Annotated in this window: 12 protein-coding genes and 1 other RNA gene; 8 read left to right on the forward strand and 5 right to left on the reverse strand. The window is 44.7% G+C overall.

What is annotated here, in order from left to right; genetic code table 11:
* The first annotated feature begins 34 nt into the window (after window positions 1-34).
* Window positions 35-1,552, forward strand: a complete 1,518-nt coding sequence (gene xylB / locus QFZ78_RS13825; protein ID WP_307555665.1) for a xylulokinase — start codon at window positions 35-37, stop codon at window positions 1,550-1,552.
* Window positions 1,553-1,615: 63 nt separating this feature from the next.
* On the opposite strand, the gene ssrS is transcribed toward xylB, so the two are convergent.
* From ssrS to cshA, 3 genes are all read right to left on the reverse strand, one after another.
* A non-coding RNA gene (gene ssrS, locus QFZ78_RS13830) (6S RNA) lies at window positions 1,616-1,797 on the reverse strand.
* A 50-nt stretch (window positions 1,798-1,847) separates the two neighbouring features.
* Complete coding sequence (locus QFZ78_RS13835; protein WP_307548287.1) at window positions 1,848-2,693, reverse strand: YesL family protein; 846 nt, start codon at window positions 2,691-2,693, stop codon at window positions 1,848-1,850.
* A 366-nt stretch (window positions 2,694-3,059) separates the two neighbouring features.
* Window positions 3,060-4,673: a degradosome RNA helicase CshA gene (cshA, locus tag QFZ78_RS13840; RefSeq protein ID WP_307548289.1), complete on the reverse strand. Its 1,614-nt coding sequence runs from the start codon at window positions 4,671-4,673 to the stop codon at window positions 3,060-3,062.
* Window positions 4,674-4,953: 280 nt separating this feature from the next.
* On the opposite strand from cshA, the gene QFZ78_RS13845 reads away from it, so the two are divergent.
* The 5 genes from QFZ78_RS13845 (at window position 4,954) to QFZ78_RS13865 (ending at window position 7,929) form a co-directional block, all read left to right on the forward strand.
* Window positions 4,954-5,490, forward strand: a complete 537-nt coding sequence (locus tag QFZ78_RS13845; protein WP_307548290.1) for a DUF4178 domain-containing protein — start codon at window positions 4,954-4,956, stop codon at window positions 5,488-5,490.
* A gap of 50 nt (window positions 5,491-5,540) precedes the next feature.
* On the forward strand, window positions 5,541-6,230 hold the full coding sequence (locus QFZ78_RS13850; protein ID WP_307548291.1) for a DUF4247 domain-containing protein: 690 nt from the start codon (window positions 5,541-5,543) through the stop codon (window positions 6,228-6,230).
* A 176-nt stretch (window positions 6,231-6,406) separates the two neighbouring features.
* Entirely contained in the window at window positions 6,407-7,225 is an 819-nt protein-coding gene (locus tag QFZ78_RS13855) for a YitT family protein (protein WP_307548293.1), read from the forward strand.
* A 141-nt stretch (window positions 7,226-7,366) separates the two neighbouring features.
* A complete protein-coding gene (locus tag QFZ78_RS13860) occupies window positions 7,367-7,561 on the forward strand; it encodes a hypothetical protein (protein ID WP_029193437.1) in 195 nt (64 codons plus the stop codon).
* Window positions 7,562-7,692: 131 nt separating this feature from the next.
* On the forward strand, window positions 7,693-7,929 hold the full coding sequence (locus QFZ78_RS13865) for a Sec-independent protein translocase subunit TatA/TatB (protein ID WP_057306978.1): 237 nt from the start codon (window positions 7,693-7,695) through the stop codon (window positions 7,927-7,929).
* A 46-nt stretch (window positions 7,930-7,975) separates the two neighbouring features.
* On the opposite strand, the gene QFZ78_RS13870 is transcribed toward QFZ78_RS13865, so the two are convergent.
* On the reverse strand, window positions 7,976-9,130 hold the full coding sequence (locus QFZ78_RS13870; RefSeq protein WP_307548295.1) for an MFS transporter: 1,155 nt from the start codon (window positions 9,128-9,130) through the stop codon (window positions 7,976-7,978).
* A 108-nt stretch (window positions 9,131-9,238) separates the two neighbouring features.
* Between QFZ78_RS13870 and QFZ78_RS13875 the strand changes: the two genes are divergently transcribed.
* Both QFZ78_RS13875 and QFZ78_RS13880 read left to right on the forward strand, forming a co-directional pair.
* Window positions 9,239-10,420 (forward strand): putative glycoside hydrolase, encoded by a 1,182-nt coding sequence (locus tag QFZ78_RS13875; protein ID WP_307548297.1) that lies wholly within the window; start codon window positions 9,239-9,241, stop codon window positions 10,418-10,420.
* A 72-nt stretch (window positions 10,421-10,492) separates the two neighbouring features.
* Entirely contained in the window at window positions 10,493-11,446 is a 954-nt protein-coding gene (locus QFZ78_RS13880) for a D-2-hydroxyacid dehydrogenase (protein ID WP_307548299.1), read from the forward strand.
* Between the two features lie 57 nt (window positions 11,447-11,503).
* Here the strand turns inward: QFZ78_RS13880 and serS are convergent, their stop codons facing one another.
* Entirely contained in the window at window positions 11,504-12,787 is a 1,284-nt protein-coding gene (gene serS, locus QFZ78_RS13885; RefSeq protein WP_307548301.1) for a serine--tRNA ligase, read from the reverse strand.
* Between the last annotated feature and the right edge of the window lie 67 nt (window positions 12,788-12,854).

Genomic DNA, 12,854 nt, shown 5'->3' on the forward strand with positions numbered 1-12,854 from the left:
AACCAACAAAGGGTGAATCTTCGTGTCGTATTTCATGGGCTTAGATTTAGGAACTTCTGCAGTTAAATGCATTCTAGTGGATGACACCGGTCAGGTGATTGGCAGCCATAGCGTTGAATATCCGCTTCAACAGCCCCATCCGGGATGGGCAGAGCAGCATCCTGAGGATTGGTGGAACGCCACAGTCAAGGGTATCCGCGCTCTCTTAGAGAAAACAAGCGTCGCTGGCGAAGCCGTCGCTGGCATTGGCTTCTCCGGCCAGATGCACGGGTCGGTATTCCTGGACGAGGCGCAGCAGGTCATCCGGCCTGCGCTGCTTTGGTGTGATCAGCGCACCGCGGAGCAGTGCGCTTACATCGAGTCGACCGTCGGCGAAGCCGAACTCGGACGACTAACGGGCAACCGGGCGCTGACCGGCTTCACCGCGCCCAAGGTCATTTGGCTCCGGCAGCATGAGCCGGAGCATTACGCGCGCGTTCGGCATCTGCTGCTGCCGAAGGACTATGTCAGGCTGCGCCTGACGGGAGCGTTCGGCATGGACATGGCCGACGCAAGCGGCACCCTGCTGCTGGACGTCGCGCACCGCAGCTGGTCGCAGACCGTCACTGAGCGGCTGGACATTCCTATGGAATGGCTGCCGCCGCTCTATGAGTCCGGCGATGTGGTCGGACACCTGCTGCCTGAAGCGGCCACCCTAACCGGCCTAGCCGCAGGCACGCCTATCGTAGCTGGAGGCGGCGATCAAGCTTGCGGCGCCGTAGGTGTTGGCGTCGTACGCCAAGGCATCGCCTCTGTGGCGCTCGGCACGTCCGGTGTCGTCTTCGTTCACGACGACACCTACCAAGTCGATGAAGCTTATCGGCTTCATTCCTTCTGTCACGGTGTGCCTGGAAAATGGCACCGCATGGGGGTCATGCTGGCCGCTGGCGGCTCGTTCCAGTGGTGGCGCAACCACTTTGCGCACGAGGAGCTTGAGCGTGCGCAGCAGGAAGGCAAAGACGTCTACGAGATCCTGACGTCTACAGCCGCCACAGCTCCCCTCGGGAGCGAAGGCTTGCTCTTCTTGCCTTACTTATCCGGTGAGCGGACGCCACACCCCGATCCGAAGGCTCGCGGCGCCTTCATCGGTTTAAACCTACGGCACGAGAAAGCACATCTCACCCGTGCCGTTCTCGAAGGCATTACCTTCGGGCTCCGCGATTCGCTGCAGCTAATCCGCGAGTCCGGCATTGAAGTTACCGAGCTTCGCGTGAATGGCGGCGGTGCCAGAAGTCCGTTCTGGCGTCAAATGATTGCTGATATCTTCGGTATCCCTGTGGTCACTGTTAATTCCACAGACGGCCCTGCGTATGGCGCTGCTATTATGGCTGCTTCCGGCGTACTCCAAGAGGATATAACTACTCTCTGTGAGAAATGGATTCATGTCACCGATCGTGTAGAGCCAATTATGGATAATCAAAAACAGTATGAAGCCTATTATCAAATATATCGCGGTCTTTACGGAACTCTGCAGAATACATTCCATCAGCTAAGTGATTTGGCTGGTCATTGAAAATAAAATAAAATAAAAAGAGGTTGAATCAGGAATCTACCTGATCAACCTCTTTTTAATACAAAAAAACCCGCCTATGCCGTCCGGTTTTGGTGCTTCAAACCCGCTCTCGCAGGTGGGTGTCCGCAGAGGTGTATTTGAGGTCCCCTTTCGAGGGCATGTCAGCCACACTTCAATGTAGGTCTCCCTAGAAACAGTCATTGGTTTAAAACAACTTAAAACCGTTACGTACATCGCAGGATTCTTTTGTAGTTCTTATTATAGTGCCGTACCGGTTGATTATCAACTGGTAGGTTTAGTCTCTAGTCTTTTCATTCTCATCTTTTTTATGCAAGCTAATTTCTGTCTTACTTTCTTCTTCACTTTCAGTTACAGCTTCTGCTTCGCTTTGTGCTTCCTCTTCTTGCGCTTCAGCAAGCCTCTGTTGTTCCTTCTCTTCTAGTTCTTGCTGCTTCGTTTGGAGTTTGGTGAAGCTGCGGTTAAACTGCCAGAACGAGAAGGTCGCCATAATACTTCCCATAAAGAAAACGACAAGGAAGAAATTAAATTTGGTCATACAAATGTAAAGGATGGCTCCGTTGCAAAGCAGCAGAACAATCGAATTGATTGGATTGCCAATGGTAATCAATATAGCATTCTTCAAAATTTGAAAAATCTTCATATGCAAATGAACCATAATCGAGAAGAAATTGAACAAAGAAATGATAATAATGACCGTGAAAGCGATAAACAATACGGCCAATAGTTTCAGTGAACTCCCCTGTTTCAAATAAAAGAAGTAGTTCACCGCAATGATCACGAAAATGATGACGAAGAAAATACCACCTACCATGCTCTGCAGGTAGTTTTCTTTATATCCGCGGAAATATGTTTTCAAAAGTGGTACATCTTCTTCTCCAGTAACCCATTTCCGAGCTACAGCAAACATCGCGGAAGTTGCAGGAAATAAAGTAAACGGTGCCAAAATGGCGATAATGGGTAGTGATGCCTTCAATGCATCAACGGATGGACTCACCAAGCCCATAAAAGCAAAAAAGAAAACCGGAATCGAACATAGCATCCAAAGCAGATTAATGACTGACAACCGCATAATCCACTCCGATATTCTGTACAGTCCTCCCATAACTCCTCTAAACTCCAAAACTGCTTCCTCCTTAGCGTTTCCTTCCGGAAACTTTCTACGTTGATTGTTAAAACGCATACATCTTAAGCTGTCTTACTTTTTACATTGGTTTAATTATAGCCTATTTTTCAACATATAGGTAGACGTCTAGTCGATCTAGGTTCTTTTACATAGTATAGTATTGTCAATAAGAACTACACCCAAAAATTTTTCAGGAGGTTGATATGATGTCTCATCCAGTTGGAACATCCGCAGGTGCCATTTTGGTTCTCTTCATCTTGCTCGTTATCATTACTAGCTCTTTCGTACTGTAAACCATATACGCAAGGTAAAAAGGCGAAGATCCTTCAGGATCTCCGCCTTTCTTTTTTTGGGTTTTAACCCTTATTTATTCACTAATGTATCTTCGCTCTTACGAGGAGCTCTGGAACGATCGCGGTTCCCGGAATTGTTGCTTCCGTATTCACGGTTTCTGGAAGATGAACTGCTTCCACCTTCTCTGTTTGAACCGTAATCTCTGCTATCTTTACGCGGGTAACGGGAGTTCGAGCTGCTGCTGGAACCAGCACCGGAGCTGTATCCGCCACCTTGACGACGATCTCCTGATCCTGAACTTGAGCCATAGCCGCCGCCAACTCGTCTACCTGAGCTGCGTACATCGAATTTTTTCTTTCTTGCACGAATTGGATCCTCTGGTGTTAACTCAATATTCGTTTCCTTTTTGTCGCCTGTCAGAAGCTTCATAGCTGCAGCAAGGAGATTTACGGAATCATATTGTTCTAACATTTGAATAGCTAGGCCTTTGAATTCTGCTTGAGCATCATTTTGAAGCACATCAAGAATACGCTCAGCTGTCATTTTTTGTTTACCTTCAATGGCTTCAGCCAAGCTAGGTAATGGTTTTTTATTAATTTTGTGGCGTGTAACTTTCTCGATAAAGTGCAGGTGATCGATCTCTCTAGGTGTTACGAAAGTCCAAGCTGTACCTTCTTTACCAGCGCGGCCTGTACGACCAATACGGTGAACATAGCTTTCTGGATCTTGCGGAAGGTCAAAGTTAATTACATGCGTAACGCCGGATACATCTAGACCACGCGCGGCAACGTCTGTTGCTACAAGTACATCAATGCTGCCGTCACGGAATTTTCTCATGACATTATCGCGTTGATTTTGGGATAAGTCACCATGAAGACCTTCAGCTGCATAGCCTCTTTTTTGAAGAGCTTCTGCCAATTCATCAACCCGGCGTTTTGTACGACCGAAGATGATGGCAAGATCTGGAGCTTCCATGTCGATCAAACGGCTAAGCGCTTCGAATTTTTGTTTTTCGTGCAATTCGATATAAGCTTGGTCAATCAATGGTGCACTAACTTGTTTCGGGATAACCGATACGTGCTCAGGGTTACGAAGAAACTGTTGTGCCAATTTTTGAATATTGGATGGCATTGTTGCAGAGAACAACATCGTGTGACGCTCTTCTGGTACTAATTTCAAAATGGACTGGATATCATCCATGAAGCCCATGTCAAGCATTTCATCCGCTTCATCCAAAACCACTGTTTGCACATCGTCTAATTTGATTGTTTTACGGTTAATGTGGTCAAGTAGACGTCCCGGTGTACCGATAATGATTTGCGGTTTTTTCTTCAATGCACGAATTTGTTTAACGATATCCTGTCCACCATAGATGGGCAAGGAACGAATGCCTTTGAAACGACCGAGTTTCTCAATCTCTTCCGCAACCTGGATGGCAAGTTCCCGTGTAGGACACATGATAAGAGCAGAAATGCGCTCTTCTTTCATATTGATTTTGTGAATAAGCGGAATACCGAAAGCAGCTGTTTTACCCGTTCCTGTTTGCGCTTGCCCGATTAAATCCCGGCCTTCCATAGCCAACGGAATCGTTTTTTCTTGGATCGGTGTGGACTCTTCAAAGCCCATCTCGGTAATAGCGCGTAAAATCGTTGGCTCTAAACCAAACTCTTGAAATGTTTTCAAATATATTCAATCTCCTTTTGTACAGGGCAGGCTAATGCCTTGTATCTTTTTTACCCTTAAGTACGACTTCCTATCCGTGTCTATAGTTTTATTGGTGGAATACACTTTCGATTTATCATCTTCCATGATCCAACTGGCCGCCCTTAAGAACATCTAAAATATTATAGCACAAGTCATACACACATTTCCAGTAGCGTCTTACATAATGCGAACGAAACCTAACGCATAAGCTAAACGTATTACAAGGTAGCACAATAAACGGAATAGAGGAGAGTTTGCAATGTCCATATTTAAACGAGTCAGCAGCATCCTGCGTAGTCAAAAACAAGAACCAACAACAACACCTATAGGTAATCCACTTGAAGATGCCCGAGTTGGGGATATTGTTAATGTAGACTTAGAGGAGTATGTTGTTTCCGGCAAGGTCATTTATTTTGACCGCGGGTTTGCTCCACATCGTTACGCTTATTATTTACAAAACGGCAAAAATATTCAGTGTTTGATTGTGGAAAAAGGGCGAACCTATGACTGTTTCCTTTGCAGCTTTGTGGAAGGCGCATTAGATGACCCGAATGATGTCCCTACTCGTTTAGAGCTTGACGAAGATGTTACCTTCGAATTGGAGTTTCATCGCAATGATGTCACTCGGACTGAAGGAAACACCGATTTCCGCAGCGGAGACGATATCATCTTTTGGAGATATTTTGGACCGGACCATAGATTCTTCTTTCTCCAATGGCAGGATGGCAAATTTATTGCTCTTGAAGGAGAGCGCACACCGGGCAATCAGATTAAATTTTTAAAATCGACGCCCTAGACAACCTATGTTATCATTAGAAATGTTTGGAAAGGAGGGATTACTGAAAAGTGAAAAGATGGACTTCATGGGTTTCTTTCTTATTGATCATCGCCCTTCTTACCGCGTGTGGCGCTGATGCCGGACGTTATATCAAAGATCAGTATCCGTTAGTTAGTGTTGACGGCAAAGGGAGCAATCTCTCCAAGGTTTATTTAGTAGAAAACAAAAGCGTCCCAACTGTATCAGCTGAATTAGCTGCGAAAGAGTCACCGAAGGAAAAGAGCAAGGATTCTGACGATCAAATGTTCCTTGTTTATAATGATAAGGTCATTAACGTCCAAAAGGACCCTAGTGAGAGTAAAAACACACTTGTTCAAATCGATAGTATTGAATATGCCAAATCACATTACGACTCCTCGTTCTTGCAAGGTTATTTGACAGCCACCCTGCTTCAATCCTTATTCGGTGGGGGATGGTACAATAGCAAACGGCCTTACGACTATAGAGGCTATACCCGGACACCGACTTATAACACAGGTGGCGGTAAGGCGACTACACCAACTACGGATGTATCAAAGGATAAGAAACCAACAACTTCTGATCGAACGGGCACCTTCAATGGCGGTACAGGCACCCCAAGTTCAGGAAGCGGCTCCACAACACGTAGGAACGACGGCTCAACACCTAATAAGGTAACTAAGCCATCCGTTAGTAAGCCAAGTACATCTAAGAAGACGGGCTCCTTCAAGAGACGCTAATCACTACTTCTATAAAGCTGTTGTCCATGAATTGGACACAGCTTTTTTTCATCCGTAAAGGGTTATCTACTTCCATTATAGGTTATTTAATTGAACTAAGGTAAATTATGATTGAAGTTTTATAAGAATGAATTATACTTGCTTTATGCTGCATACTATTTTAGAGGTGATTTTTTTTGAAAAAGGCGCTAGATGCTTTCATTATTCTAGTTGGCGCACTGCTTGTTGCGGTCGGCTTCAACATGTTCCTCATTCCTCACCAATTGCTTAGCGGCGGGGTTTCTGGATTTGCCATGATTATTGGTTATTTTACGAATTTTAACATTGGCTTCTTGTATTTATTGTTTAACCTGCCATTGATGATTTGGGGATTGGTTTCAATTGGTCGCAGATTTATTATGATCAGTGTGGCATCGGTCATATTAACGGCATGGTTAATGCAAATTATACCTACCAACTATGTCGCGCAGGAACCCATTCTTGGTGCAGTCTTTGGGGGAGTACTTATTGGTATAGGAAGCGGTATCACCTTAAGAATAGGTGGCTCAAGTGGAGGCTTTGATATCGTTGGCTTGATTTTGACCCGAAAATTCGATTTCCCTCTCGGTACCATTCTTTCATCAATGAACGGTGTTGTCATTGTTGCACTTGGCTATTTCAAGCAAAATTGGGACCTAGCTCTTTACTCGATGCTTGCCATTTATATCAGTGGCAAAGTTGTAGATTCTATACATATTCGCCATGTCAAAGTGACAGCGTTCATTGTAACAAAACAAAAGGAAGAGCTGCTTAACGAGCTCCTTCTACTCCCTAGAGGAGTAACTTTAGTTAAGACGGAAGGCGCTTATACGAAACAGCAGCATGATATGTTAATGACCGTCACTACGCGCTATGAACTCGTAGAGCTAAAGCGAATTATTAAGAAGATAGACCCGAAAGCATTCGTAAATATCGTTGAAACCGTTGGTGTCGTCGGAGAATTCCGCAAGGCTTAAGTGAGAAACCTCTATAATCGTGCATCCGCCTCTTTATTCCAAGTTGAATTGTGTTATAATGATAATAATTTCATATAGTTCTGGTTTCATCGTGAGTGGTTCAGGCGTAGTTCTTATTCTAATCTTTTGATTGGAAGGGTGATGCTTGTGGAGACAGTCAAATTATCCAGGATTGTAATGAAATTAACACCCGAGTTGTACCCCTTCTTAACCAGCTATGAGCTGGACTCCGAGATCGTCCTCCGTTTTGGTATTGAGGCGCTCGAAGCGGAAGATGTTATGGAAATTATTCAGTTCAGTATTACGGAACATCATAAAGACGCCCTTTATCATTAAGGGGCGTCTTTTTCTGGTCAGCTATCGCTTTATTCATACAATGTTATTGAGTTTGTAATAATTAGGGTATATAGGTTATGATAAGAACATGATATAATAGTACTAAAGATAAACTAATGGAGGTGTCTGGAATGGGAGCATTATCTCCTTGGCACATCATCTTAATTGCAATTGTTGCCCTTCTTTTGTTTGGGCCTAATAAACTGCCTGAGCTTGGCAGAGGTTTTGGCAAAATGTTTCGTGAATTCAAAGATGCAACGAATGGAAATGGCGGTAATACAGCTACGGATGATCAACCTGTACCGGTCCGTAAAGAGATTAATCCTGCAGAGGTCACGAATACCGAATCAGGACAAGTTCAGAAATAAGTCCAAACACCCGGCTAATTTTGCTACCGGGTGTTTTTATTTGCGATTAGCTTCTTCTACGCATTACGACTTGTGTACCGAAAAACATACCTGCGGCTATTGCCGACATAACTGACGCAAACACATACATGCTTGCGCCTCCCCACTGCTCACTCAACCATCCGCCTACCGATCCACCGATAATACCGGCAAGGCCCATGAACACCATCGCAAGAATGGATTGACCCGTTGAGCCAAATTGCTCGGGAAGCAGACGCACAACATACTGTACCGCAACGATCCACAGAACAGCAAAGGTGAGCATATGTGTCGTCTGCAAACCAATTAGCACCCAAGGATCGCTGAATAACGTGTAGAGTAACCAACGTATCGTATATAAAATCGAAACAAGACCTAAGATGGTCAGTTCGTGATAGCGATGTATGTACCGATTGATATAGGCAAATACCGGAATTTCGGTGCATGCCGCAATTGCCCATGCCCAGCTGACCATAGAGTCCGTAGCACCTAATTTATTCAGATATAAACCTAATAGTGCATCGTTCATTCGATGTGGAATTGATATCATCAGAACCATGACCATAAACCATAAGAAGTTTTTATTTTTGAAAATAGTACCGATCGCACTTAATGTTATACGCTGTCCGCTGCCCTTCTCGTCTTTAATAAAAGCAAGCAGTAAAAATGGGAAGATCCACAACGCCCAATAAAAATAAGGTATGTTGGCTACCCCGCCTAATTCTTCGAGGAAAAGACCCGAAATTAGAGCAACACCCGAGAATCCGATAGAACCCCATAATCGGACGGATCCATAAGACATTCCACGCTGCGCCGTTGATTTGACAACCAAATTATCGATGAGTGGAACAGATGGCAGCAAGAAGAAATAAAGCAGTAAAATAAATCCAAGTGTAAGCCCAAAGCCTTTTGTTAAAAACAGACCAAAACTTCCTAGTAAGGAAAGGCTCCAAAGTAAAAATACGATATTCTTCACCGAGTTGAATCGGTCGCTGACATATCCCCAGAATGGCTGTGCGAATATGGAGATGAACGGACCAATCATCATTAAGAGTCCAATCTCGCTAGCTGAATAGCCCTTGCTTTGCAAATATAAAGGTAAATAGGGCAATAAAATGGCACTAGAAGCATAGTAAAAAAAATTAACACCAGATAACGAAATAATTTGTTTATCAAGTTTCAACAACGGCTACCTTCTTTCTACAAACCTCAACAAATTTCCTCTGTGCGTAGTTTCATGCTTGCTTTATAATAAAAGCTAGAATCAAAGATTGGAGAGGACTTATACATCATGGAAATATTACTTGCTTCACTTGCCCTTATCTGGGGTAATGTAACGGCCGCTAACCCGGATGCCAGCTTTGAACAGCTCGTGCAAGCTTCTCTGAATGCGAAGAATGCAGTGGCGATTGTTCAACCTACACCATCCCAAGAAACAGATCCTTTAGCACCTGTAAACAAATTGGATCCGCAGAAGGACGCACCGGCAATTAAAGGTGTTTACGCCACAGCTCATAGTGCGGGTGGATCTCGGCTCAATACACTTGTGAAGCTGCTCGACGACACAGAACTGAACTCACTGGTCATTGATGTCAAAGATGATTGGGGCTACATCACTTGGGAAACAGGGAACACCGAGCTTGATGCAATGGGCACGACTCAGAAAATTATTGGTAATATGCCAGGTTTAATGACCACCTTGAACGAACATAACATTTATCCAATTGCTCGTATCGTTGTATTCAAGGACACGATTCTTGCCAAAAAGAAACCAGAATGGTCTTTCGTCAATCCAGATGGAACTCTGTGGGGTAACGGTAAAAACCCACCGGATAGCTTTGTAAATCCATATAACAAAGAAGTATGGGATTACAATATCGCTGTAGCAAAAGAAGCCGTAAAAGCTGGATTTAAAGAAATTCAATTCGACTACGTCCGATTCCCGGAAGGTTTTGAGAAAAGAGCTGACATTCTCAAATATACAAAGGATGAACGTTCACGTATTGATACTGTCGCTTCCTTCGTCAAATATGCCAAAGAACAATTGCAGCCACTTGGCGTTCGTGTATCTGTCGATATATTTGGCTATGCGGCCTCTGTTCCGGCAGCCGAAGGCATTGGTCAAGATTTCGAGAAAATCTCTCAGAATGTCGATGTCATCGCTCCCATGATCTATCCGAGTCATTACAGCACAGGCTGGTTTGGCTCCAAAGTGCCAGATGCAGCGCCTTTTGTCACGATCGATGGAGCATCCAAGGATACAACCAAGAAGCTGGAAGCTATTGATAAGAAAGGTTGGAAGCCGATCGTTCGACCTTGGATTCAAGATTTCACCGCTTCTTGGATACCTGGTTACATCAAGTATGGTAAACATGAAGTGGAAGAGCAAATACGTGCGTTGAAAGAAAACGGTGTTGAAGAGTTCCTCCTATGGAACGCCAATAACAACTACACACCTAATGTAAAATACTAACATGGAGACACCCTGAGGGCACTAAGAGCTCTCGGGGTGTCTTCTCACAGACATTAAAAGGAGTTGGAATGAATGAAAATTGTCGCCATTACTGGAATGGATTTGACTACCATGCAAGAGCAGATGCCGCAAGACTTGAAGGAACGCTGCCGATTTCATTGGTTTAAATCTTCAAGTGAAGCCGGGGAACATATTGCAGATGCAGATGTAATTATCACAGCTGGCCGCATGAATCCGGATACGCTCAAGCAGGCATCCAAACTGAAATGGATGCAAACCATTTCCGCCGGCGTGGATAAGCTTCCTCTCCAAGAGTTTGCGCGGCGTAATGTCATACTGACGAATGCCCGTGGGGTACATACAATCCAGATGAGTGAGTTTACGCTAAGTCTCATGCTGCAATGGGTTCGTAAAGCGAATCTTCTTCATGAGCGTCAGCAAAGTAAAGTTTGGGACAATCAAGTTAGTTTTGGTGAGCTTTATGGTAAAACGATTGGCATTATTGGTGCAGGTGCAATCGGCGAAGCTGTTGCTCGCAAAGCAAAGGCTTTTGACATGACTGTCATTGGGTTGAATCGTTCCGGTTCGCCTGGGCCTGCCTTCGATTCAACGGTCAGCGGAGAAGAAGGCTTAAAATCTTTGCTTACACAAAGTGATTTCGTCGTTCTTCTACTTCCTAGTACTGCTAAAACGCGAGGTTTCTTGACCAAAGAACATCTGCGCTTAATGAAACCAAGTGCTTTCTTAATCAATCTGGCTCGCGGTGATGTCATTGAAGAAGAGGATTTGATACTTGCGCTGCAAGAAGGCCAGCTGGCAGGCGCTGCACTCGATGTTTTTGAGCAGGAGCCATTACCGTCAACCTCTCCCCTGTGGAACATGAATAATGTTATCCTGACTCCACATATCGCTGGATCTTCGGCTCACTATGCAGAGCGAGTTTCCGCCATTTTCTATCATAATGTGAGAGCTTTTATAGATGGCACCGACATGATGAATGTTGTTGATTTAACAGAAGGTTATTAACATACGATAACGTACCACATCCCCAAAGTGGAACCCCTAGGGATGTGGTACGTTATTTTATTTGTTCGGTATGACCGTGAGCCCTCTCATATAAGGTCTTAGAGCGGCTGGCAGATAGATCGAACCATCTGCTTGCTGATGATTCTCTAGTAAAGGAATTAGAATTCTTGGTGAGGCGACAGCCGTATTGTTAAGGGTATAGCAATAACGCAGCTCACCGTTCTCATCTCTATAACGTAAGCCGCTGCGACGAGCTTGAAAGTCAAGAAGGCTTGACGACGAGTGCGTTTCACCATAAGCATTACGGCTAGGCATCCACGTCTCAATGTCATACTGCTTGTAGTTTTTGGCGCCCATATCTCCTGTACATACAGCAACGACGCGATAAGGAAGCTCAAGTAAATCTAGAATATCTTCTGCATTCCGTGTAATTTGATCTAACATCTGATCAGCTATGGCGGGATCATTCTCGCAAAGAATTACCTGCTCAACTTTAGCAAATTGATGAACACGATATAATCCGCGTACATCTCTGCCTGCCGAACCAGCTTCTTTGCGGAAACAATTCGATACGGCTGCCAGTTGTATCGGCCCTTTTGATAAATCTATCATTTCACCCGCATAATACGAAACCAATGGACCTTCCGATGTGCCAACTAACCATTTTTTTTCATCCTGCAATTCATAGGTCTGATCCTTCCCAGCGGGGAAAAAGGCTGCATTCTGCAGCGTCTCTTCCCGCACCATCAGAGGGACATCCATCACCGTGAACCCTCGATCTGATAGCAGATCAAGAGCAAGCTGTTGAACAGCTCTGTGTAGGTATAGCCCCATCCCTTTGAGGTAGTAATTCCTGCTTCCAGCCACCTTAACTCCACGAGGGAAATCGATTAAATCCAATTCCTCACCGATTTGCATATGATCACGAGGCACAAATTCAAACGAGGTAGGCTGACCTACTACTTTCCGTACAACATTATCTTGATCAGTAACCCCGAGTGGAGTTTCAGGTGAAACCAGATTCGGAACAGTAAGCATCAGCTCCTTAAACCGCTCTTCCAGTTTCGCAAGCCCCTCTTCATTCTCCGTTAATGTTCGGTTCCAGCCGCGAACCTGATCTTTCAAAACCTCGGCTTCTCCCATTTTCCGCTCAGCCATACACTGCGCGATCTGAGCAGATGCACGATTGCGTTCTGAGCGCAGTTGATCCACTTGTTGATGGAGCAGCCTTTTCTTCTCATCTACCTTCAACAGCTCATCGAGAGGACATTCTACACCTTTATTTTGAGCCGCTTCCTTCACTTGATCTCGATGCATACGAATCCATTTGATATCCAGCATACTACTCACCGCTTCCTTTTCTATTATAGGAAAAAGACAAAGAACGCCCCTGTCCGATTGGGACGAG

This window comes from Paenibacillus sp. V4I5 (genome assembly GCF_030817255.1).
Lineage (GTDB): Bacteria > Bacillota > Bacilli > Paenibacillales > NBRC-103111 > Paenibacillus_E.